The organism is Paenibacillus solanacearum (genome assembly GCF_910593845.1).
In the GTDB taxonomy this organism is placed as follows: Bacteria; Bacillota; Bacilli; order Paenibacillales; family NBRC-103111; genus Paenibacillus_G; species Paenibacillus_G solanacearum.
Map to the genome: position 1 here is coordinate 34457 of NZ_CAJVAS010000013.1, position 23070 is coordinate 57526.

Sequence of the window (23070 nt, forward strand, 5' to 3'; positions counted from 1 at the left end):
TTGGTCCTTCATCTGCGCTATAATCAGCTATGGAGCACGTTGATTCCATGGACCGACAAAGTGCGTCCGAACCGACATGTCAAATTCGATATAATCAAAAAATGGACCAAAATCTCCCAATATCCTGAATGTTTCGGTACTTTTCGGTGTATAATGGAATTATATGAACCTATTTATAGTAAAATACTATAACGCTTAACTTCCCAAGTGAGCCAAGGAGGAATATGGTTATGGATCAAATCTCTTCTCTGTCGGAACTGCTGGCGGAGCAGAAAACATCGTCTTACATCGAAATCCCAGGAGTCGCTTCCCGAACGTTCGGCCAAAAAACATTATCCACAACATTGCCGATGAGCAAGCTGTTTGCCATTTATGAGGTCGATCTGGAGGTTCAGCGTGCGATCGTCCCGCAAAACTTGTCCAAGATGATGGATTACATCATGCTGTACCTGGATCATGGGCAAGGCATTTATTTCCCGGGCATCATCTTGTCTGCGCGCGGGGCGGGCGAATATGACGAAGAGGCGAAGATGTACCGTCTGCAGGCGATCGAGAAGCTGTACATCGTCGATGGGCAGCATCGTCTCGCCGCATTCCGCCGACTGATGGAAACGCTGCAAAGCGCGATGGCGCGCGCCAAGGACCGCCGGGAATACGACCGGATGGAAGAAATTTCAGCCAAGCTGAGCAAGCTGTATGCGTTCCCGATGTCCACGATGATTTATCTTGACATCAATGCGAGGCAGGAGCGCCAGCTGTTCTCCGATATCAACAAGCTGCCGCGCAAGATCGGGGGCAACCTGGCGGTGCTTCGCGAGCAGCGCCGATTCTACCATGTGCTGGCCACGCGCCTTGCGCTCGATGCGCCGGTGATGAAGCAGCTGCCGGTCGACATGTTTACCGAACGGGGCAAAGGACCGGAATACTTGTTCTCGTATCATTTGCTGATCGAGATCATGACGGGGCTGTTCGAAGGCCGCTTGAAGTCGGCTGCGCGCAACAACGGGTATTACTTCGAAGATGCGGAAGTGGAGGAGCATTTGAAGCTGGCCTCCTTCTATTTCGAGCATCTGCTTAAATATTTGCCGGACCCGGCCAAAGGCGAGCTTTGCTGGACGGAAAACATACAGATCGCGCTGTCCATGTTCTTCCACGGCGAAGTGACCAAAACCGGCACATTCAACAAATATGCGCTGCAATACGTTGCCAAAATATTGCCTCACATCGATTGGAACGCCATTTATACGGGGGATGAAAAGGACCGGCTGCCCCGTCGCTCCCGCATCATGAAGGCATATCAGTTTATAAAGGAATTTTACGAGGAGCATCACCTGTTCCTGATCCGGGAAGACGATATCCTCGATGAAGAGACGACAGGCACGAAGGAGGACGCGAGCTGATGGAAGGCTTGAATCTCAAAATGACGATCCACCCTTTTTGCGGAAAATACGGTTTGGCTACCGTTCCGATTCAGGTGCAGGATTTGCTCAACTACACGATGATCGATCCGATGGTGCAGCGGAAGCTTAGCTCCGGCCAGCGGCGGAAAATCGCCAACTACTTGCAGGAGCGCGAGCTTGATCGCGTCTTCTTCGGGCCGGTCACGCTCAGCTTGCGCGACGTCAGCAGCCTGGCGAAAACCGAGAACGGGCTGTTTCTGCGCCCCGGTTCCAAAATCAGCATTTTGGACGGCCAGCATCGCATTCTCGCGCTCGGTTACGTCAACGATCAAATCTCGAAAGAGGCGCGCAGCCTGGAGAAGAAGCTGGCCGCCGCCAAAATCAAGCAGCGCAAAATGCCGGATGACGCCGGAGCGAAGGAAGAGCTTGAGCAGCTGCAAGGTCAAGTGGAGCAGCTTGAGCGTCGCCGCCTGGAATTGATGGAGAGCGAGCTGGCTGCGCAAATTTACATCGGCTTGAGCGAGGAAGAGGAGAAGCAGCTGTTCGGGGACATCAATTCCAAAGTGCAGCTGGTCAGCAAGGAGCTCGGCCATTCGTTCGACTCGATCGATCCGCTTAATCTCGTCATTCAGCAGGTGTCCGACCACAACGTCTTCTTGAAGGCGGCGGGTGTCGAGCGCCGGGCGAATTTGACGGCATACAATAAAAACTTTACGTCCTTCAGCTGGCTGTACTCGACGGCGGTGATGCTGTTTACCGGCAAAATGCAGTCATCGTATGAGCTGGCTCGCAAAATCAAAAACGATCCGTCTACGTTTATCGAGATTTTGCACCAGTTCTACAGCACGCTGCTGCCGCTGATGCCGGAACAGCCGGGACTGCCGCAGTACAGCTCGTCGGCCCGCGCCATGCAGGAAAGCATTGCGCTGTATGCGCACCGTCACCTGTTCGTGGACGGTAAATATGTGAAAAACTGGACGTCCTGCCTGAGCATATTCGAAGGCTTTGACTGGTCGCACGATAATGAGCAGTTGATCGAACGGTTCGGGTCGCTGGACAACGGCAAGCTGAATCTGATTCACGAAAAGTCGCTGCGCAAGCACGGCAAGCTCGTACGGATGTTCCAGGAAATGCACGGCGATCCGGTGGAAGACAGCGAAGCGACGGCGTAAGCCGGATGGCGCTGTGACCGGGCCGAGGACTGCGATGCAAAAGAACGCGCAGAACGCACGCCTCGCAGTCCGGCGTCATCTAAAAAGCTCCGCACCGTCATCGATTCGATGGCGGGGCGGAGCTTTTTGCTTGAATCTGCCGCATGGCTTGATAGCAGCCGGGCAGCCGTGGATGGTGTGCCGGCTCAGCCCGGCTCCGTCAATTTGCCGACCACCATTAGCGCCGCTCCGGTGGCTACGGCCTCCTCGCCAAGCGAGCCTTGGCTGAACACGACCTGATATTTGGGATAATAATACGCCCGCTGAATTGCGATACGGGTGGCGATATGGAAGAAGCCGGAATGGCTGCTGATCAGGGAGCCGCCAAGAATGACCTTCTCCGGATGCAATATGTTGAGCAGGTTGGACAGCCCGATCCCGAAGTAGGTAGCCGCTTGCGTGAACAGCTCGACCGTAAGCGGATCGGTTTCCCGAAGCGCCTGCTGCAGATGCGCGAACTGAATTTTGTCGGGATCGCTTTCCATGCGGAGAAGGAGGCTATCCCGGCCCTGCTTCAGCCGTGAGCGCGCTTGCAGCTCCAGCGCATGGATGGAAGCGTACGACTCGAGCGAGCCGAAATTGCCTTGGTCGAGCAGACGAGGCCCGTCCGTCTGGATAATCATCTGGCCGATCGATCCTTCCATATCGACCGCGCCGTACACGACCTTGCCTCCGGACATCATCGCCGAACGCAGGCCGACACCGGCGTGCACGTACAGCAGATGCCGGTAATCCCGGTCCCGGTCCATCCACGATTCGCCGAGAAGCGCCGCGTTCGCGCCATTATCGAGCATCACGGGAAAGCCGAGCCGTTCCTCCAGCATAGCTTGGATCGGAAGGTTCCCCCAGCCCGACGACGGGAAGTACAGCGGGTCGAGCAGCACGCCGGTTTCCCGGTCGAGCGGTCCGACGGCGCCGATTCCCATGCCGAGCACGGAGCTGGGCGCAAGGCTTAGGTTCGACAGCATAGCCGAAGCGGCTTCTGCAATTTGTTCCAGCAGCACGGGCGGAGTCAACCGCTCCGTCATATGCCAGTGCCTGGAAGATAGCCGCTTCAGCGTCAGGTCGAACAAGCTCAAGCGGGTGTGCATGCGCGAAATGTCGAGACCGAATGCATAAGCGTATCCGGGGTTGGTTTCATACAGAATCGGCCGCCGGCCGCCGGTCGATTCGCCGAAGCCTGCTTCCTTGATGATCCCGTACGCGGTCAATTCCTCTAACGCGCGGGTTAGGGTGCTGCCGGTCAGGCCGCTTCGTTCGAGCAGCTCGATCTTCGATACGGTGCCCGCCCTTCGGATAATTTCAAACAGTTCCTTCTGCTTGCGGCCCGCAAGCCTTGATTCGATAGGCAATTGCTCCATGACGCATCTCCGTCCTTGGAAGATTCCGGAATGTCTAAGCTTAATTTACTCTATCGCTTGCCGCATTGTCCACCTTTGCGGGCCGCGCGGTTGAAGCCAATATTATGTTGACGCAGAGGAAGAGGTGCTCTTTCGCGCGGAAATCTGGTAAAATAGGGCTTAACATTACGTGTTACGCCCGCAAGGTATGGTGACACAGCTTGGTTTTGATGCAGAAAGGAAGAGTCGGACATGTCGGAATGGTATGAAAAAAGCTTTGGAAACGATTATTTGCTTGTATATAAGCATCGCGATTTGCAGGGGGCGTATGAGGAAGTGCGCAGCATGATGGAGTGGCTGGAGCTGCCGGAAGGCGCCGAAGTGCTCGATTTATGCTGCGGCATGGGGCGCCATTCGATGGCGCTGAACAGCTTCGGATTCAAGGTGACCGGTGTCGATTTGTCCGAGGTGCTCCTCGCTGAGGCAAGGAGGCTGGATTCGGCGGAGGAAGTGAACTGGGTTCGCGGCGATATGAGGGACGTGCCGCTGAGCGGGCCGTTCGCGGCCGTCGTCAATTTGTTCACCTCCTTCGGCTATTTCGACGACGATGCGGATAACGAACAGGTGCTTCGGGAGATGCACCGGCTGCTCGAGCCGGGAGGACGGTTTATTATCGATTATCTGAACCCGGAATATGTGAAAGCGAACGTCGTTCCGCACTCGGAGCGAACGGACGGAATGCTGCGGATCGTGGAAGACCGGCGCATCGAGGATGGCTTTGTGCGCAAAACAATCGTACTGCAAGAGGATGGAAGGAAGGACCGCGTATACGACGAGCAGGTGAAGCTGCTCGGCCGGGAATGGTTCGAGACGCATCTGAAGAAGTCGGGACTTGCGGTCGATGCCATATACGGCGGCTATGGCGCTTCGCCGTACGAGCCTGCGGCGTCGAAGCGGCTCATCTTCGTCGGACGGAGGGAATCGTAATGCCCGGACACGTCTCTACTGCTTCCGTCGTCAAGCGGCACGGGGATATCGTGCAGGTCAAGGTGCCGCTGCCGTTTCCGCTGCGTTGGGTGAACAGCTATCTCATTCCCGGCCGCAGCGGCTGGACGCTGATAGACCCGGGGCTTCGGACAGAAGCCGCCGAAGCTGTGTGGGATGCGGCGCTCGCTGAGCTTGGTATTGTCTGTAGCCAGATCGAGCGCATCGTGCTCACCCACCATCATCCCGATCATTACGGGCTGACAGGGTGGTTTCAGCAGCGCTCGGGCGCGCCCGTCCTGTTGTCGCGGACGGGACTGGAGCAAGCCCGCTGCTTGTGGGGCGCCGGGCAGCCGATGACGGAGCAGCTGCTTGCACTGTTCCGCGAGCACGGCTTGCCACCGGAGCTCTGCGAGCCGATGCGGGAACACATGGACGGCTTCGTTCCGTCCGTGTCGCCGCAGCCGGATGTCACCGTCCTGGAGGCGGGCGATCCCGTGCTTCTGGGCGACGACGCGTACGTGCCGATCCTGACCCCCGGCCATGCGGCGGGGCATCTGTGCTTTTACCGGGCGGAGACGGGGGTGTTGTTTTGCGGCGATCACGTGCTGCCGCAAATATCGCCGAACGTCAGCTATTTGCCCGGCGGCATCGATGAGAATCCGCTGGCCAGCTACTTGCGCAGCCTTCGGGAGATCGGCGCGCTCGAGGTGCGGATCGCCTTCCCGGGACATCGAGAGCCGTTCCCGCACGTAGCTCAGCGCGCGCAGGAGCTGATCGGCCACCACGAGGAGCGGCTCGAAGGCATGCGCCGGCTGTTGGATCAGCCGAAAACAGCCTACGAAGTATGCCGCCTGACGTTTGGCGACCGGCTCAGCCTGCACCAGCTCCGGTTCGCACTGTCCGAGACGATCGCGCATCTCATATGGCTGCGGGATGCGGGGCAAGCGGAACAGGTCTACGACGGCGACGTCGTTTATTATAAGCAATAAGCGCGAAGCGACAGACAGAATAAGTGGGAATCCATAGACAGAAGCAAGTGATGGCGGTCCGTCTCACATCCCTTCGAGGGAGCGGGAGCGGGAGCGGGCCGTTTTTGTGCTGCAGTCGTTTGAGGGAGGCGGCAGCGCAAAAAACGGCTTGGCGCTTCAGGCAGCCTTCGTCTACGTTCGTGTTCATGAATGGCTTTTGCGGCAGCGCGCCGAGCTTGGCCAGGCAGCATGGGGCAAGCACTGCTTTCCCGCTGCGGCTGTCCGTGCTCTCATGCGTTGAAGCGCGGGAGGAGGCTCCCGTATCCTTTCACAAAGCACCCGGCGCATAGAATGACCCCAATATGGGAAAAATTGACGGACGATGCGATGAATGAAGAGAGGAGAGGTGCGGGTGAAACGCTGTTTCCGCTTTATACGCTGCGGGCGCATATCGTCGATGTTGCTGCTCGCAGCCTCGACGCAGCTAGCCGGCTGCGCTTCATACGATGGGGGCATGCCTCGCGCCATGTCGGAGGAGAGCGGTGTGATGACGGTCGTAGGCGTCGATGCGGGAGCCGGTGGGATGCACATGACGGCGGCGGAGACGCTCCCCGCTGGTTCGGCTGACCGGCTGCAAGCGTACGGAACGCCATCCGTCCGCACGCAGTCATTCGTTTCTTTGGCCGACGCGATATGGCAGTGGGAACGGAAAGGCGCGCCGCAGCTTATCGTGATCGGCGAAGAATGGATACGCCTGCACGGCTTCGCATCCGCATGGGCGAATCAGATCGCCCGCCTCGGCTTCAAGGACGGGCGGAAGCCGCTCCTGGCGGTCACGGAAGGCGCGGCGGAGCATCTCGTCCGCAGCGGAGCCGCCGCCCACAGCAGCGCGGTGCTGCTGCGTCAGGCGGACTGGACGGCGAGCCCGCTGCGTTCGAGGTCGGCGAGCTACGAAGAGGACCTGGTCCTCCCGTATTTGCCGATATCGCGGGGGCTTGGCGGCGAAGCCGCTGCCACGGTACAGGCTGCGCTGTTCAAGAAAGGACAGCTTGCAGGCATGCTGTCCCCGCAGCAGAGCGCGATGCTCTCCTGCCTGCGCGGCGTCGCGAACCTGCCCGCGCTGTCATGGTCGACTTCTGCGGCGAACAACGGAACGGCCGAGCTGAAGCGCGTGTCGTGTCGGTCCGACGTGCGGGGCAATGGCAGCCTGAGCAGCCCTGTCGTCAGGATCGATGTTGCAGTCCGAGGAGAAAGCGTCACCTCCAGACCGGCATCCGCCGCGCAGATCGAGAGCGCCGCCCGAGCGCTCGAAGCCTCGTTTGCCGCACTCGTTCGCGAATTGCAGGAACGCCGCGTCGATCCGCTACACGCTGGCGATTCGTTCCGCCGGCAGTATGCCGGCGTATGGTCGCCTGATCGATGGCGGGACGCCTTAGCCCGAGCCGACGTGAGGCTGACGGTCAAACTGAATCCGATTGGAGGAACAATTCCATGAACCGTAAGGTAGCCCTATGGAACAGTCGAAAGTGGACGAAGACGGCGCGCTGTTGTTTCGTGCTGACGATTGCCGCGTCCTTGCTCGCCGGCTGCGGCAAGCCGCAGGCAGCGCCCGGCAATAACACGGGAGCGGCGGGGGGCACTGCGCAAGCTCCCAATCAAGGCGGGAACAAGGAGCAGCCCGGCGCGGCGCCGAAGCTGACCCCGATCGCTTATTCCGACGCCGACAAGCAGATCTTGACAACGACGGCCCAGTCATCCGGGGTGAAGACGGTCTATATTCCGCAGCAGGGGGCGACGGACGACAAGCTGGACGTTGTGCGCGGGACCGCCAAGCAGATGACGCTGCAGTTTTTGAAGATGGCCATCGTCGAATCGTCGGAGCAGCTGGTCCCTGTCGGGAAAGTGACGGACCAGTCGGACGCCAAGCTGAAGAGCGGGACGGGCCAATGGATGAGCGTGAACGGCCAGCCGATACTTTTCGTCAAGCTGGGCGATACGTTCCTCTCGATCAGCTCGGCCAAAGCCGTCTCGAAGCCGGAGCTGGAGGCGATCGCCGATACGCTGACGCCGCTCAAGTAACCGCGCTCTGACCCGCAGGCGCGAGGCTCGACCGACCGCCGCGCCGTCGCGCGCGACTTCAAGATCCGCGCAAAAGAAGCCTTCACCGCCGGTAGACCGGGGTGAAGGCTTCTTGATTGTATTCGCGCTTCGCATTGCTTCAGCTCTCGCTTTGTTCCCGCTCTTCCTGCTTGCGGTGCGCAATCCGGGAGCTGGCCGCCGCCGCAATAGCGCCGACGATGTCGTCAAGAAACGTATGCTTGCGCTCTCCGGTTTTATCGTTCAGCATTTTGAGAATGCCGGGCTTCATTTTATCGACATAGCCGAAGTTGGTCAATCCAATGCTGCCGTAGACGTTCACAATGGACAGCGCCAATATTTCGTCGCAGCCGTACAGTCCTTCGTCGTTCTCGATCATTTCCTGCAGCGGAGAGAGCAGCTTCCCTTCCTCAGCCAAAATATCAAGCTGAATTCCGGTAAGGATGGCGTTTTGCACCTCCCGTTTGGTCAGCACCTGCTCCACGCTCTGCACGCAATCTTCCATCGTCAGCGTCCGGAAATAATCCTTCTGCAGGAAGTAGGTCAGCTCGGCGATGTCTTCGATGCGAACCCCGCGGCCGAGCAGCCACTGTCTGGAAGCCTCGGCTACTTTTTTACTGTTCAGGCTATACGTCATAGGAAAGGCCTCCCGTCTTATTCGGTATTGGCATAAAAATGAAAGTGGTTTTTCCCTTGCAGCTTCGATACGTACATGGCGGCGTCCGCGTTCTGCAGCAGCGCCTCGCTGTCGTCGCCGTGCTCCGGGAAGCAGGCGGCCCCGATGGAGCAGGTCAGCGATATTTTTCGCCCGCTCAAGTCGAACGGCTGGCTTAGCGTATGAGTGACACGGCGCGCGATGCCGGCGATATCCTCCGGCAGCAGGAACTGCTGGAGCAGGAGCACGAACTCGTCTCCGCCCATGCGGCACACCGTGTCCGGATCGCGGATGGAGTGGGATAGGCGGGAGGCGACCTTCGTAAGCAGTTCGTCGCCGGTCGCATGACCGTACGTATCGTTGATAAGTTTGAAGTCGTCTATATCCAAATACATGACGGCGAGCTTGTGCTGGTATCGCTTGGCGGTGTGCAGCGTCTGCGAGATCCGGTCCTGAAACAGCCGCCGGTTCGGAAGCCCGGTCAGCGGATCGTAGTAGGCGAGCCGGGACAATCGGTCTTCCATTTGCTTGTATGGCGTAATGTCCTTGCCCGATAAGGCGGTCCGCTTGCGCCCGTCGGGTGCGCGGAAGGCATATCCGCTGCCTTCCAGCCAAATGCAGGAGCCGTTCGGCAGTACAACCCGGAATGCCGAGCGAAACGGCACGTACTGGGTGAACAGCCGGTCGCAGGCTGCGCGTATTTCGGGTGAATCGCTTTCGTATACCGTCTCGTACAGGCCGGTGCCGGCGCAGGACGCAGGAGAGACGCATACCGGAATGCCGGAGGCGCCGAATATCCATAGCCAATCCGGAGATTGCAGTACCGCTGCCCGCAGCAGTTCGTCGGGAAATTCGGAAAGATGGTCATCCATGCGTCAGAATCACCTCTTTTTGGAAGAAGACACCTTTATTATAGGCTTCCGGTACCGGCGAAATCAAGGATCATCCGAGCCTAAAGCACTAAAACGAGCGCTGGGAAAATGCGGACAAATTGTTGTCATAAACTTGTGTCCGGGCCGTATACATAAAGTAAAACGGACGAGTTGCAACGGGCGCAGGTCATGCCGTAAACGCCGCCGCGTTGACAACAGCACAAGGAGGAAAAGCAATGAAATCGTATCAATGGACAAGGTTGGCCGCTGTAACCGGAATTGGCGTAATGTTGGTGACGTCCGGCTGCTCGGTGTTGAAGCCGAAGGAACAATCTCAGCCGATTGATCCTCCGCAGGCCGGGGCCGATGCCGCCGCAACCAGTGCGAAAGCTGGCGGTGTTATGATTGCCAACCCGATGCAGGTTACCGTCTATGCCAAAGACGAGAAAGGATTTGTCGCTCCGATCGCCATCCAGGTGGAAAAGACGGAAAGCACGGCGAAGCGAGCGCTAGAGTATATGGTCGAGGGCGGACCATCCCAAGGGCAGCTGCCGGCGGGCTTCATCAGTCTTTTGCCGAAGGGCACGCAGGTCAAAGGAATTAATATCAATCAAAAGCTTGCTATAGTTGATTTCTCCAAATCGTTCACGGATTATAACCTGCAGGATGAACGGAAAATACTGGAGGCCGTGACTTGGACGCTGACCAGCTTTCCGACCGTAGAGAAAGTGCAAATCCGGGTGGAGGGCAAAGAACTGAAAGAGATGCCGGTCGGCGGTACGCCGCTGGACGAACCGTTAAGCCGGCAGATGGGCATCAATCTCGAGAAGCCGGAAAGCGTCGAATTCGGCCAGTCCACCCCGGTTACGCTGTATTTCCTGAATCAGAATCAGGCCGATTATAAATATTATGTCCCGGTCACGCGGCTGATCCAGCGGACGGACAATGTTGCGGAAGCGGTCATCAAGCAGCTGATCGAGGGTCCGGACGCCAAGAAGGGGCTGGCTGCCGTCATGACGCCGGGAGCCGAGCTGCTCAAAGTAAGCAAGGCGGATGATGTCATTACTGTCAATTTCTCCGACAAGGTACTCGGACCGGATAAGAAGGCGCCGGCCGAAGCGCTCAAGGCGGTCGTTCTTTCCTTAACGGAAAATGCAGGCGCCTCGTCCAAAGTGCAAATCTTGGTGAACGGCGATGCCAAAGTGAGCGCAAGCGATAACCAGAGCTATGCCAAGCCGGTGATGCGTCCGGCTACGTTCAACCAGGTCAAATTGTAATATAGCCCGGACCGCAGCGACAGGGTCCGAGCGATACAGCGACGCCCTCTCCTAGACTGCCGATGCGTTCCATTGGCGCTGCGGGAAGGGCGTTTTTGACGTGATCTTTGGCGGAGCCGGCAGGGCTTTCGTACCGTTTGGTTTTCGATAGTCGCTCTGGTACAATGAAAGTCGGAAAGTAAAGGAGGTTGCGATCGAACCGATGAGAAACGATGGAAGAGCGGCCAATCAGGCGCGTCCCGTGAAAATTACGACGAATTACAACAAGCACGCGGAAGGTTCCGTGCTGATCGAAGTAGGCGATACGAAAGTGATCTGCACCGCTACGGTGGAAGACCGGGTGCCTCCGTTCATGAAGGGGCAGGGGAAGGGCTGGATCACGGCTGAATATTCCATGCTTCCGCGGGCGACTGCCGTACGCAATCAGCGCGAGTCGGCCAAAGGGAAGCTGGGCGGCAGAACGATGGAGATTCAGCGTCTGATCGGGCGGGCGCTGCGTTCCGTAGTCCATCTGGAAGCGCTCGGCGAGCGTTCCGTCACGCTGGACTGCGACGTTATTCAGGCAGATGGAGGAACGAGAACGACTTCGATTACCGGAGCCTTCGTCGCCATGGCGATCGCCATCGACAAGCTGGCGCGCGACAAGCATTTATCCCGTTATCCGATTACCGATTTCTTAGGCTCGATTTCCGTAGGTATTATTCAAAATAAGGCGCTGCTGGATTTGAATTACGAGGAAGATTCCAAAGCGATGGTCGATATGAACGTGGTCATGACGGGCGCCGGCAAATTCGTCGAAGTGCAGGGGACCGGTGAGGAAGCGCCGTTCTCCCGGCAGGAGCTGGATGAGCTGCTGGCGCTGGCCGAGTCAGGCATCGCTTCGATGATTGCCGAACAGGAGCAGGCGCTCGGACCGATCGCCGACCGCATCAGGGGGGCTGCCGGTGCTGCCGCTCGGATCTGAAATCATCATCGCTACGCGGAATAAGGGGAAAATGAAAGAATTTGAACCGATGTTCCTGCAGCAGGGGATTACCGTCCGCAGCCTGCTCGATTATCCGGAGCTTCCGGACATCGTCGAAGACGGGGACACATTCGCTGCCAATGCGCTCATTAAGGCGCGCGCGGTCGCCCTCCGGTTCGGCGTTCCCGCGGTCGCCGACGATTCCGGCTTGTGCGTGGACCGGCTTGGCGGTGATCCAGGCGTCTATTCCGCCCGTTATGCCGGAGAGCCTTCCGACGACGCGGCCAACAACCGGAAGCTGCTCGCGGAGCTGGCCAAGCTGGACGGAGCCGATTCGCCGGCAGGGCCGACGCAGCTGAGCCCAGCACGGTTCGTGTGCGCGATTGCGCTGGTCGACCGAACAGGGCGTCCCGTCGCAGAGGTCGAAGGCTCCTGCGAAGGCGTCATTATCGGCGAGCCGCGCGGGGAGCACGGGTTCGGCTACGATCCGCTCTTTTACATACCCGAGCAAGGGCGCACGATGGCGGAGCTGACAGTGAGCGAGAAGAACGGGCTCAGTCACCGCGCGCAGGCGCTCGGCAAATTGTGGGAAACGCTGTCCAGGTAAACCGGAGAGCACCGCAAGCAAGACGGGACGTCATACGGAAATGCTTGTTTCCGCATGACGTCCCGTCTTGCTTCATTGTAAGGCGCGCATTCCCGGCGCGTGCTCGGCCACAGGGCGGCGGTCGAACGCTGCGCGGAACTGCCGTCTTACCGTATGGCGACCTTGTATTTGCGAAGCCACGTGTCTACTTGCGCCAGGTAGGCGAACAGCTGCGGGCCGGTCATCAGCTGTCCGAACCAGGGCAGATTGAATTGGCCGTTGTCGTCTTCGGCCAGCGCCCTGATTTTGGCCGTATCGATAAATTGCAGCAGCGGCGACGAGCTGTCGTTCAAGATGTCGAGCACCCAGGAGCGAACGGCCGCCAAGTAATTCGGATTGTGCGTTTTCGGATATGGGCTTTTTTTGCGCGTAAGCACGTCTTCGGGCAACACGCCGCGGAGCGCTTTGCGCAAAATGCCTTTCTCCCGGTCGCCGGAGGTTTTCACTTCCCACGGAATGTTCCAGACATATTCGACGAGCCGGTGGTCGCAGAACGGCACGCGAACCTCCAGCCCGACGGCCATGCTCATGCGGTCCTTGCGGTCGAGCAGCGTCGGCATGAACCGCGATATGTTGAGATACGACATTTCGCGCATCCGGTTTTGCTGCTGATTTTCTCCGGCCAGCCGCGGCACTTCCGACAGCGCCTGGCGGTAACGCTCCTGCACGTACTGCTCCGGCTTCACCCAGTCGACGAACTCGGGGGACAGCAGGCCGACGCGGTCGCGGGTCGCCAGCGCCCACGGGAACGTACCCGCGTTCAGCGACTCTTCCCGGTGAAACCAGGGATAGCCGCCGAATATTTCGTCCGCGGCTTCGCCGGATACGGCGACCGTTGCATGCTTCTTGATTTCGCGGCAGAACAAGTAGAGCGAGCCGTCGACGTCCGCCATGCCGGGCATGTCGCGCGCGTACACGACCGTTTTCAACGCTTCGACGAGCTCCGGCGTATCGAACTCGAAGGCGTGGTGCTCGGTGCCGAGAAACTCGGTCATCCGCTTGATCCAAGGCGCATCCGAATTCGGCTGGAAGACGTTCGCTTTGAAATGCTTGTCGTTGTCGACGTAATCGATCGAGAACGTGTGGAGCGTATCCATGCCCGCTTCATTGTAGTAGTTGGCGGCAAACGCCGTCAGGGCGCTGGAATCGAGCCCGCCGGAGAGCAGCGTGCAGATCGGCACGTCGGAGGCGAGCTGGCGAATGACCGTATCTTTCAGCAGGTCGTGCACTTTGGCCGCCGTCGTCTCCACGTTGTCTTCATGGGGCTTGCTTTCCAGCTTCCAATAGGGACGAATCTGCAGGCCGTTGGCGTCGAACAGCGCGCAGTGGCCCGGCTTCAGCTCGTTCATGTTTTTGTACACGCCGTGTCCGGGGGTACGCGCCGGCCCGACAGCGAATATTTCGGCTAGTCCCTCCCCGCTGATTTGCGCTGGGAAGTCCGGATGCGCCAAAATCGCCTTCGGTTCCGAGCCGAACAGCAGCCGGCCTTCCTGATAAGCGTAAAAGAACGGCTTTACCCCCAGCCGGTCCCGGACCAGGAAGAGCGTCTGCTCCTCGTCGTTCCAGACGGCGAAGGCGAATATGCCGTTTAACCGGTCTACGCAGGCGCGCCCCCATTCGATGTACGAAGCGAGAAGCACCTCCGTATCGCACGTGGTTTGGAAGCGGTGGCCGCGAAGCTCCAGCTCCTTTTTCAGCTCCGGCGCATTGTACAGCTCTCCGTTATATACGATCGCGAATGTATTCTCGCCGGCTTTGCGAATCATCGGCTGCGCGCCGTTCGCCGGGTCCATGACGCTAAGACGGCGGTGGCCGAGCGCGCACCGCGCGGTAATCCAGGTGCCGGAGGCATCCGGGCCCCGCAGGCTCATCGTATCCGTCATCTGTTCGAGAATGGACGGATATTGGGTCAAATCTTTATGCCAATCAACCCATCCCGTAATTCCACACATAGACTTCATCCTTTCTGCTTCAAAGTTCGGCGTCTGTTGACAAGCCCCTCGGTCAAGGGACGGCAGGATGATAAAGGTTATGCGCCCGAAATTGCGAAAATGTCTGTCCGCTGCGGCCGAAATGAAAAACTTGGCGAAGAAATGGACAAACGGTCGAAGAAAAGTTACACTACCGATAGAGGTAATGGTAAGTTTTTCACATTCTATTAGGTTTCTATGAATAGAAACCGCTGCTTTTGTCCCACTCTAACCATATGGGTATGGAAGAACATGCGAAGGCAGACGATCAACATGAAAAGGTGGTCATCCCGATGAAAAAAACACTCTCCGCGCAGCAAAAAGAATATAAAGAAGCCAAGGAACATTTCGAGAAGGTCAACAAGGAGTTCGAGCAGAAGCTTGCGACGACCAAGAAGCTCGGCACGGTAACGCAGGAAACGATGGAGCGGCTCGTTGAGGACACCGGGTTGCACACGGCTTTGAACACGCTCGGCGCGGCGGAGGCGGCGCTGCTGAAGTGGTCTCATGAAATGATTCAGAACGAACGCGATTATTTGCAAAATAAAGAAGCTGTCGACCGCATGTACGCATTCATCGACAAAAATCCGCACATTAAAGCGCAGCTGATTCAAGCGGCCATGAAGATGGACTAAGAGCCTGTGCCCCTTTGCGGCATAGAACGCCGGGAAGCGCAAAGGCATTGCGTATCCGCGCCGGGGCCCGAAACGGAGTGTTCGGGCTTTTTGGCGTGTCATAGGCAGGCAGAATCGCCCGGAAATTTTGCTTTCCGTCCGATTTTTGGTACACTGCTTCCTATAGATGCCAGCAGGAAAGGCGGTGTTGTATGACGGAACAGCCGACCGACAATGTGATTTTATTTCCAAAAACCGTCGAGTATTATCAGTTCGAATTAACGCGTTTGTTGGAAACGGAGAGATACGGGGAAGCGATTGGAACGCTGCGGTTCCTGCTGTCCTGTCAGACGGATGACAGCCGGACAAGAGAAGAGTGGCAGTCGCTGCTCGATTGGCTGCAGCTGATGTTTCCCGGCTTGTCCGCGGGGGATTGGGAAGCGTCTGACGAAGAGGAGGACGAAGGCGAGGCAGAGCTGCTGAAGCGGCACCTGCATTCGAAAGCGGAGCAATCGCCGGAGTATGCGGAGAAGCTGCTGGAGAGCTTGTTCCAGCAACCGTCCGCGGACAAGCAGATGATCGCGCTCGACCAGCTTGCCTACATCGATCATCCCGGGATTGACGAAGCGCTGATCCGCTTCCTGAACGGAACGCCGCTGCCGCCCTTCATTCAATTCCGCGCGCTGCAAACGCTGAAGAAGCGGGGGGCGGAAGGCACTGTGACGCTGTTCAAGAACGGCGAGGCGGCGCAAGTCAGTATCGAGGAGACGCCAGCCGACTACGATCAGTTTCCTTCGCAAATTCAGGAGATCATCGGCCGTGTGCGGGAAATTAGCGAAACGCAGCATCCGGCGCTCGCTTACTTTGCCGAAGAGACGTGGAACGAATTTCTCGCTTTTATATTCGGCACCTCCGCGTACCGGCAAATGCTGAGGCAGGAGGCGGCCTGTGTGGACGTATGGGCTTGCGCGCTTCATTTGACCTTGCTGGAGCGGGTATTTGACGGCGGCGACAAGGAGGAGCTCTTCGAGCTGTACGGCATAACGGCGGAGCTTGCGTTTCAGTGGGAGCAGGCGTACCGGATGATGCAGCAGTTCGCTCAGGCGGTATTTCCCGGTAAAGCCTGAATTTATAATGAGTTCCTTATATTACGTATAGCAAGCCTTGAAAACGTAAACTATTATGGTTATAATAGAATGGTTATATTCCGGGGTAAGCCGTGTCTGACGATTGAAAGCATACGAATCTAAAATGTGATGGATAATTTTTGGAGGGGAAAGCATAAAATGAAAGCAAGCTGGGAAAAGATAGAGAAGAACGTTGGAGTTCTTGATATTGAAGTGAATGCAGACCAAGTTACCGAAGCTTTGGACAAAGCATTCAAGAAAGTTGTAGCGAAAGTGAACGTTCCGGGCTTCCGCAAAGGCAAAGTGCCGCGCGCGATTTTTGAATCCAAGTTCGGCGTTGAGAGCCTGTACCAGGATGCGCTTGACATCATCGTTCCCGATGCCTACGTGGCCGCTGTCCGCGAGACCGGCATCGTGCCTGTAGACCGTCCGGAAGTAGACGTGGAGCAATTCGGCAAAGGACAAGTTCTCAAATTCAAAGCAAAAGTTACCGTGAAGCCTGAAGTAGAGCTTGGCGAGTACAAAGGCTTGGAATTGGAAGAAGCGGCAGCAGAAGTAACGGAAGAAGAAGTGAACGCAGAGCTGGAGAAGCTGCAAGCCCGCCATGCGGAGCTGATCCCTGTTGAAGAGGGCGCAGCGGAGAACGGCGACGTCGTTTCCATCGACTTCGAAGGTTCTGTTGACGGCGTTCCGTTCGAAGGCGGCAAAGCCGAGAGATATTCCCTCGAGCTTGGCTCCGGCAGCTTCATCCCGGGCTTCGAAGAGCAAGTAGTAGGCCTTGAGAAGGGCGGCGAGAAAGACGTCACCGTTACTTTCCCTGAAAACTACCATGCGGAAGAGCTGAAAGGCAAAGAAGCCGTATTCAAAATTAAGCTCCATGACATCAAACGCAAAAACTTGCCTGTGCTTGACGACGAGTTCGCGAAAGACGTGAGCGAGTTCGAAACGCTGGAAGAGTACAAGGCTGATCTTGTTGCCAAGCTCAAAGAGCGCAAAGTAGCTGAAGCGGACAACAAGAAGCAATCGGAAGCGGTAGAAAAAGCGTCCGCCGTGGCGAATGTGGAAATTCCGGAAGTGATGATCAATGACGAAGCGGAGCAAATGGTGAAAGAATTCGAAAACCGTCTGCGTTCGCAAGGCATGAACATCGATATGTACTACCAGTTCACCGGTCAAGACGCTGAGGCGCTTAAAGGCCAAATGCGCGATGACGCCGCGAAACGCGTGCTTAACAACCTCGTGATCGAGGCGATCGCGAAAGCGGAAAATATCGAGGCAACCGAAGAGGAAATCAACGAAGAGCTTGAAAACCTTGCGAAAATGTACGGCCGTTCGGCTGACGAAGTTCGCAGCATTTTCGCGGCGAACGGCAACATGCAAACGCTCGTGAATGACCTGGTTTCCCGCAAAACGGTGAAGTTCCTGGTGGACAACAGCAAATCCGTAGCAAGCGCCGTATAATTGAACAGGGCGATACAATAAGAGGCAAAGGCACGTGTACTTCAATGCGTGCCTTTGTTTTACCCTAAAAAGGCGCGCGGACAGAGCATATGCCTTACATAACGGAAGCGGAAGTACATAACGAAGGTAAGTTCAGAATACATAATCCCGATGAAGCGGGGCATAAGTATCAATTAGCAATACATAACGGAACTCCAACATCTCACCTGGTATTACCGCCGAAATGACTTTACAAACAAAAAATGCTACAATGGATACGGTAACGTTTTTGCAATGCTACTCTAGTGGGGTAAAGGGGTTGGAAACGATGAGTCTGGTACCTATGGTTGTAGAACAGGAAGGCCGAGGCGAGCGCTCTTACGATATTTACTCGCGATTGCTTAAAGATCGTATTATCTTTCTGGGCAGTGCGATCGACGATGACGTCGCCAACCTGGTTATTGCCCAGCTGTTGTTTTTGGCGGCGCAGGATTCCGAGAAGGACATCAGTTTGTACATTAATTCCCCTGGCGGTTCGGTGACTGCCGGTATGGGTATATATGATACAATGCAGTTCATTAAGCCGGATGTTTCGACGATCTGTGTCGGCATGGCTGCAAGCATGGGCTCGCTGCTGTTGACGGCAGGGGCCAAAGGCAAACGGTTCGCTTTGCCGAACAGCGAGGTTATGATTCATCAGCCGCTCGGCGGCGTGCGCGGGCAGGCATCCGACATTAAGATTCATGCGGATTGGATTATTAAGACCAAGCAAAAGCTGAATCAAATTTATGTGGATCGCACGGGACAGCCGTACGAGAAAATCGAGCGCGATACGGACCGTGACAATTTCTTGAGCGCCGAAGAAGCCAAGGCGTACGGGCTCATTGATGCGGTTATCACTCGCAGTGACTTGACATAGAAGAGGAGTGATCCCATGTTTAAATTTAACGATGAAAAAGGCCAGCTGAAATGCTCTTTTTGCGGAAAGTCGCAGGAACAAGTGCGAAAATTGGTTGCCGGACCCGGCGTATATATATGCGATGAATGCATTGAACTATGTACGGAAATCGTGGAAGAGGAATTGGGTCACGAGGAAGAGCTTGACCTGAAGGACGTTCCGAAGCCGAAGGAGATTCGCTCCATTCTGGATTCGTACGTGATTGGGCAGGAGCAAGCGAAGAAATCGCTGTCTGTTGCGGTGTATAACCACTATAAGCGGATCAACTCCGGCCAAAACAAGCTCGAGGACGTCGAGCTGCAGAAGTCGAACATCGTGCTTGTCGGACCGACGGGCAGCGGGAAGACGCTGCTTGCGCAGACGCTGGCCAAAATTTTGAATGTACCGTTTGCGATCGCGGACGCGACTTCCTTGACGGAAGCCGGCTACGTGGGCGAAGACGTAGAGAACATTTTGCTCAAGCTGATTCAGGCGGCCGACTACGATGTGGAGAAAGCCGAGCGCGGCATTATCTATATCGACGAGATCGATAAGGTGGCCCGCAAATCCGAGAATCCGTCCATTACGCGCGACGTATCGGGCGAAGGCGTGCAGCAGGCGCTGCTGAAGATTCTCGAGGGCACGGTTGCTTCCGTTCCGCCGCAAGGAGGCCGCAAGCATCCGCATCAGGAATTCATCCAGATCGATACGACCAACATCTTGTTTATTTGCGGCGGCGCGTTCGACGGGCTGGAGCAAATCATCAAGCGCCGTATCGGCAAAAAAGTAATCGGCTTCGGTACCGACGGGATAAAGGCGGACTTGAAGCCAGGCGAATACTTGTCTCTGGTGCTGCCGGAAGACTTGCTGAAATTCGGTTTGATTCCAGAGTTTGTCGGCCGTCTGCCGGTGATCTCGACGCTGGAGCCGTTGGATGAAGCTGCGCTTGTCCGCATCTTGACCGAGCCGAAAAACGCACTCGTCAAGCAGTATCAAAAGATGCTGGAAATGGACAATGTGACGCTTGAATTCGAAGCCGAAGCGCTTGAAGAAATCGCCAAAGAAGCGATCAAGCGGAATACCGGCGCACGCGGACTGCGTGCCATCATCGAAGGCATTATGCTGGAAGTGATGTACGAAGCGCCTTCGCGTACGGAGAACTCCAAATGCATCGTGACGAAGGAAGCGGTGCAAGCCAAGATCGCGCCGTCGATTACGGCAGTCGATGTGAAGAAAAAAGAAGAGAGCGCGTAAGCGTTAGATCATATTAATCCGGACACCTCCAATCCGCTTTTGGCCCCTGGTAATTTCAGGTAAGTCTGAGTGGAGCGGAGGATGTTTGGTATCATGGGAGAGAAGAAATCGCATGTTTCACAGAACGGAAACGGTTCCGGTAAAAGTGGGCAATCTGACGATCGGCGGCAGCAATGAAGTCATCATTCAAAGCATGTGTACAACGAAGACAGCTGACGTGAAAGCGACCGTTGCGGAAATTCACCGCCTGGAAGAAGCGGGCTGCCAAATCGTTCGCGTGACCGTGAATAACAAGGAAGCGGCAGCGGCGATTAAAGAAATCAAGAAGCAAATTTCGATTCCGCTCGTCGCCGACATTCATTTCGATTACAGACTCGCGCTGCAGGCTATCGAGAACGGGATTGATAAAGTAAGAATCAACCCGGGCAACATCGGCCGCCGGGAGAAAGTGGAAGAGGTCGTGAAAGCATGCAAGGCGCGCGGCATTCCGATTCGCATCGGCGTCAACGCAGGATCGCTGGAGAGCCATTTGCTGGAAAAGTACGGTTATCCGACACCGGAGGCGATGGTCGAAAGCGCGCTCTATCATATCGGCATCTTGGAAGAACTGGACTTCCACGATATTATCGTATCGCTTAAAGCGTCCGACGTTCCGATGGCCATCGCTGCGTATACGAAGGCGGCCGCCGCGTTCAAGTATCCGCTGCACCTGGGCATTACGGAAGCCGGGACGCTGTTCTCCGGCACGGTGAAGAGCGCGGCAGGGCTCGGAGCGCTGCTCAGCATGGGAATCGGCTCGACGATCCGGATCTCGCTCAGCGCTGACCCGGTCGAAGAAGTGAAAGTATGCCGCGAACTGCTCAAATCGTTCGGACTCATAACGAATGCGGCTACACTTGTTTCCTGCCCGACTTGCGGACGGCTGGACATCGATTTATTCTCGATCGCCAATGAAGTTGAAGCGTATATTTCCAAGCTGAAGGTGCCGATCAAGGTGTCCGTATTAGGCTGCGCCGTTAACGGTCCGGGCGAAGCGAGAGAAGCGGATATCGGCATCGCGGGAGCGCGCGGCGAAGGAATGCTGTTCCGGTATGGAGAAATGATCCGCAAAGTGCCGGAAGCCGAGCTGCTCAGCGAGCTGAAGAAGGAAATCGACATTATCGTAGATCATTTCGAGAAAACGGGAGAAATCCCGGGAAGAAAACATCACGCCCAAGCATAATAACTGACGTATTATCGTCTACGAATTGCCAAGCCTGCTGCAGAGCCCGTGCTCCGCTTGCGGGCTTTTTTGGCGTATGCATAAATAAAAAAGGCGATGGAAACAAATAACAAGTGTATGGCAGAAAGGGGATTGCAATCCATGAAGCATATGAAGCACTGGAATCGTAAGCTCGCGGTATGGATGCTGGCCGGTACGGCATTGTGCGCAGCATTAGGACCATGGCAGGCGGAAGCCGCGGAGCCGGCTGCACCGGAAGCGCCGGCAGCGAAGCGAATCGCTGTCGTCATCGACGATTTCGGCAACGGGATGGCGGGTACCGAGCAAATGATGCAGTTATCCATTCCATTTGCCGCGGCCGTTATGCCGTTCCTGCCGACAACGAAAAAGGACGCTGAGGAAGCGCATCGTCTGGGCAAAGAAGTGCTGGTGCACATGCCGATGGAGCCGCAGGCAGGTAAGCCGGAATGGCTCGGGCCTGGCGCGATTACGACGCGCCTGACAGATGAAGAGGTGCGGAAGCGGGTCGAAGCGGCCATTGCCGAAGTGCCGCACGCGATCGGGATCAACAATCACATGGGTTCCCGCGTGACGGCGGATGAACGTGTCATGCGAATCGTACTTACCGTGTGCAAAGAAAAAAACTTGTTTTTCCTTGACAGCCGGACGACGAACAAGAGCGTTATTAAGAAACTTGCTGCCGAGCTCGGCGTGCCGACTGCGGAGAATGATGTATTTATGGATGATGTGTATACCCGCAGCCATATTGCAAAGCAGGCGCTTGTCGTGCAGAAGCACGTGAAAACCAACGCGGACACGATCGTAATCGGACACGTCGGGCCGCCAGGCAAGCATACGGCGGATGTGCTGAAACAATCGATTCCTACGCTGCAAGGATTGGGAGGGACATTCGTCCCGATTTCCCAAATGGTTCATTAGCTTCCATAATAAGACCGCTGCCTCCCGGCAGCGGTCTTATTCATGTGAAGGGTCGAAGCTGGCGACGCATGATTTTAGGAAATCGAGAGCAAGCACCTTTCCTATTGCGAGTAAGCTCATCTCGTTTTTACTAATTTCCTGCGCACGAATTTCTGGCCGGTGTGCGGTATGGCGCTGGTGGCGGATCCGGCGAACCCAGTTGTCTTTGCCGGCTGCTATCGCGGCTGCTGCTGCAAATAAGACGTAACTCCTTGGGCTATTTTATCTGAGATCGTCCACTGCATATTGGACTTTTGCAGCAGGCTGCGGTCCTCCGCATTCGTAATAAACCCGAGCTCGACAATGACCGCAGGCACCTGCGTATGCTTCAGCAAGTAATACGTTCGACCGTATACCGGTGTCTCCGACACGCCATAGAGCGGATTTAAAGCCGCTTGCAGCGCGGCGGCAAGCTGCTTGCTTCGTTCGTTTTTTTGATGCAGCACGAGCGGTCCGCGTTTTTCCGGCCTTCGCGCCGAATTGACATGAAGGCTGATCAGCATCTTCGGTTTTACTTCATTAGCCAGATGACTGCGCTGGGCTAGATCTTTAATATGCCGTGAACGCGTGCGAAGCCAGCCGTTCTCCGAACTGAGCGCATAATCTCCACTGCGGTTGAGCATAACAACGTACCCTTTTTTTCGCAAACATTCGAATGTTTTTTTGGCAATCGCCAGATTAATATCTTTTTCCAGCAGCGTGCCGTAGCTCGTTCCGGGGTCGATTCCTCCGTGTCCGACGTCGATCAGCACATCGGCATGGGTCAGTGCGGGATGGTTCGCGCGGATTTCCGGAAGCAGAAACTTATCCGGCGAAGCGTCTGCGGGCGGCGCCCAGGCGCATAATGCGACAAGAAGGGTTACAAGCACAATCTTGAATGGATGGAAATGCCGGATCATCGGAAATCAACTCCTCGCCGTTCATATTCGATATTGCATGTAAACATACAATGGCCCAGCTGTTTAATTGGCTCGTCCTTTGTATAGCATCTCCCGAAAAGTTTCTGCTCAAAGAACGATTAATGCTTCCATGGTAGGGCAATACTACCAATTATATTGTGGTTTGCAGCCGCCCTTTGCGAGGGCGCGCTAGCGAACAGGATGGAGGTTGA

At 56.4% G+C, this 23070-nt stretch carries 21 protein-coding genes; 16 read left to right on the forward strand and 5 right to left on the reverse strand.

Annotated features, from left to right (window positions below; translation table 11 throughout):
- The first annotated feature begins 230 nt into the window (after positions 1 to 230).
- Both KXG62_RS15890 and KXG62_RS15895 read left to right on the forward strand, forming a co-directional pair.
- Complete coding sequence (locus KXG62_RS15890) at positions 231 to 1400, forward strand: DNA sulfur modification protein DndB (RefSeq protein WP_218092974.1); 1170 nt, start codon at positions 231 to 233, stop codon at positions 1398 to 1400.
- The gene (locus KXG62_RS15895) at positions 1400 to 2572 is read left to right on the forward strand and encodes a DNA sulfur modification protein DndB (protein WP_218092975.1); all 1173 of its coding nucleotides are present in this window, start codon (positions 1400 to 1402) and stop codon (positions 2570 to 2572) included. Before KXG62_RS15890 ends, KXG62_RS15895 begins: the two co-directional genes overlap by 1 nt.
- 185 nt (positions 2573 to 2757) lie before the next feature.
- Here KXG62_RS15895 and KXG62_RS15900 read toward each other — a convergent pair whose 3' ends face one another.
- Positions 2758 to 3972, reverse strand: a complete 1215-nt coding sequence (locus KXG62_RS15900; protein WP_218092976.1) for an ROK family transcriptional regulator — start codon at positions 3970 to 3972, stop codon at positions 2758 to 2760.
- 231 nt (positions 3973 to 4203) lie between these two features.
- Between KXG62_RS15900 and KXG62_RS15905 the strand changes: the two genes are divergently transcribed.
- From KXG62_RS15905 to KXG62_RS15920, 4 genes are all read left to right on the forward strand, one after another.
- Positions 4204 to 4938, forward strand: a complete 735-nt coding sequence (locus tag KXG62_RS15905; protein WP_218092977.1) for a class I SAM-dependent methyltransferase — start codon at positions 4204 to 4206, stop codon at positions 4936 to 4938.
- The gene (locus KXG62_RS15910; RefSeq protein ID WP_218092978.1) at positions 4938 to 5927 is read left to right on the forward strand and encodes an MBL fold metallo-hydrolase; all 990 of its coding nucleotides are present in this window, start codon (positions 4938 to 4940) and stop codon (positions 5925 to 5927) included. Before KXG62_RS15905 ends, KXG62_RS15910 begins: the two co-directional genes overlap by 1 nt.
- Before the next feature lie 391 nt (positions 5928 to 6318).
- Entirely contained in the window at positions 6319 to 7401 is a 1083-nt protein-coding gene (locus KXG62_RS15915) for a Ger(x)C family spore germination C-terminal domain-containing protein (RefSeq protein ID WP_218092979.1), read from the forward strand.
- Positions 7398 to 7985 (forward strand): hypothetical protein, encoded by a 588-nt coding sequence (locus KXG62_RS15920; RefSeq protein ID WP_218092980.1) that lies wholly within the window; start codon positions 7398 to 7400, stop codon positions 7983 to 7985. The genes KXG62_RS15915 and KXG62_RS15920 overlap by 4 nt, the downstream gene beginning before the upstream one ends.
- A gap of 139 nt (positions 7986 to 8124) precedes the next feature.
- Here the strand turns inward: KXG62_RS15920 and KXG62_RS15925 are convergent, their stop codons facing one another.
- Both KXG62_RS15925 and KXG62_RS15930 read right to left on the reverse strand, forming a co-directional pair.
- Positions 8125 to 8640: a phosphatidylglycerophosphatase A family protein gene (locus KXG62_RS15925; protein WP_218092981.1), complete on the reverse strand. Its 516-nt coding sequence runs from the start codon at positions 8638 to 8640 to the stop codon at positions 8125 to 8127.
- Between the two features lie 17 nt (positions 8641 to 8657).
- Complete coding sequence (locus KXG62_RS15930) at positions 8658 to 9530, reverse strand: sensor domain-containing diguanylate cyclase (protein ID WP_218092982.1); 873 nt, start codon at positions 9528 to 9530, stop codon at positions 8658 to 8660.
- 236 nt (positions 9531 to 9766) lie between these two features.
- Between KXG62_RS15930 and KXG62_RS15935 the strand changes: the two genes are divergently transcribed.
- The 3 genes from KXG62_RS15935 (at position 9767) to KXG62_RS15945 (ending at position 12378) form a co-directional block, all read left to right on the forward strand.
- Positions 9767 to 10807, forward strand: a complete 1041-nt coding sequence (locus tag KXG62_RS15935) for a GerMN domain-containing protein (RefSeq protein WP_218092983.1) — start codon at positions 9767 to 9769, stop codon at positions 10805 to 10807.
- A 202-nt stretch (positions 10808 to 11009) separates the two neighbouring features.
- Positions 11010 to 11771, forward strand: a complete 762-nt coding sequence (gene rph / locus KXG62_RS15940) for a ribonuclease PH (protein WP_218092984.1) — start codon at positions 11010 to 11012, stop codon at positions 11769 to 11771.
- Positions 11752 to 12378 (forward strand): XTP/dITP diphosphatase, encoded by a 627-nt coding sequence (locus KXG62_RS15945; RefSeq protein ID WP_218092985.1) that lies wholly within the window; start codon positions 11752 to 11754, stop codon positions 12376 to 12378. The genes rph and KXG62_RS15945 overlap by 20 nt, the downstream gene beginning before the upstream one ends.
- Before the next feature lie 146 nt (positions 12379 to 12524).
- On the opposite strand, the gene asnB is transcribed toward KXG62_RS15945, so the two are convergent.
- Positions 12525 to 14369 carry an asparagine synthase (glutamine-hydrolyzing) gene (gene asnB / locus KXG62_RS15950; RefSeq protein ID WP_218092986.1) on the reverse strand — a complete coding sequence of 615 codons (1845 nt, stop codon included), beginning with the start codon at positions 14367 to 14369 and terminating at the stop codon, positions 12525 to 12527.
- Positions 14370 to 14680: 311 nt separating this feature from the next.
- On the opposite strand from asnB, the gene KXG62_RS15955 reads away from it, so the two are divergent.
- The 7 genes from KXG62_RS15955 to KXG62_RS15985 all read left to right on the forward strand — a co-directional run bounded on the left by KXG62_RS15955 (position 14681) and on the right by KXG62_RS15985 (position 21920).
- The gene (locus KXG62_RS15955; RefSeq protein ID WP_218092987.1) at positions 14681 to 15022 is read left to right on the forward strand and encodes a hypothetical protein; all 342 of its coding nucleotides are present in this window, start codon (positions 14681 to 14683) and stop codon (positions 15020 to 15022) included.
- A gap of 191 nt (positions 15023 to 15213) precedes the next feature.
- Complete coding sequence (locus KXG62_RS15960; protein WP_218092988.1) at positions 15214 to 16128, forward strand: hypothetical protein; 915 nt, start codon at positions 15214 to 15216, stop codon at positions 16126 to 16128.
- A 159-nt stretch (positions 16129 to 16287) separates the two neighbouring features.
- Positions 16288 to 17589: a trigger factor gene (tig, locus tag KXG62_RS15965; protein ID WP_218092989.1), complete on the forward strand. Its 1302-nt coding sequence runs from the start codon at positions 16288 to 16290 to the stop codon at positions 17587 to 17589.
- Positions 17590 to 17896: 307 nt separating this feature from the next.
- Entirely contained in the window at positions 17897 to 18487 is a 591-nt protein-coding gene (gene clpP / locus KXG62_RS15970) for an ATP-dependent Clp endopeptidase proteolytic subunit ClpP (RefSeq protein ID WP_218092990.1), read from the forward strand.
- A gap of 15 nt (positions 18488 to 18502) precedes the next feature.
- Positions 18503 to 19759, forward strand: a complete 1257-nt coding sequence (gene clpX, locus KXG62_RS15975) for an ATP-dependent protease ATP-binding subunit ClpX (RefSeq protein ID WP_218092991.1) — start codon at positions 18503 to 18505, stop codon at positions 19757 to 19759.
- Positions 19760 to 19871: 112 nt separating this feature from the next.
- A complete protein-coding gene (gene ispG / locus KXG62_RS15980; protein ID WP_218092992.1) occupies positions 19872 to 20981 on the forward strand; it encodes a flavodoxin-dependent (E)-4-hydroxy-3-methylbut-2-enyl-diphosphate synthase in 1110 nt (369 codons plus the stop codon).
- 141 nt (positions 20982 to 21122) lie between these two features.
- Complete coding sequence (locus KXG62_RS15985; protein WP_246627476.1) at positions 21123 to 21920, forward strand: divergent polysaccharide deacetylase family protein; 798 nt, start codon at positions 21123 to 21125, stop codon at positions 21918 to 21920.
- Positions 21921 to 22135: 215 nt separating this feature from the next.
- Here the strand turns inward: KXG62_RS15985 and KXG62_RS15990 are convergent, their stop codons facing one another.
- Positions 22136 to 22858, reverse strand: a complete 723-nt coding sequence (locus KXG62_RS15990) for an N-acetylmuramoyl-L-alanine amidase family protein (RefSeq protein ID WP_218092993.1) — start codon at positions 22856 to 22858, stop codon at positions 22136 to 22138.
- Positions 22859 to 23070: the final 212 nt, after the last annotated feature.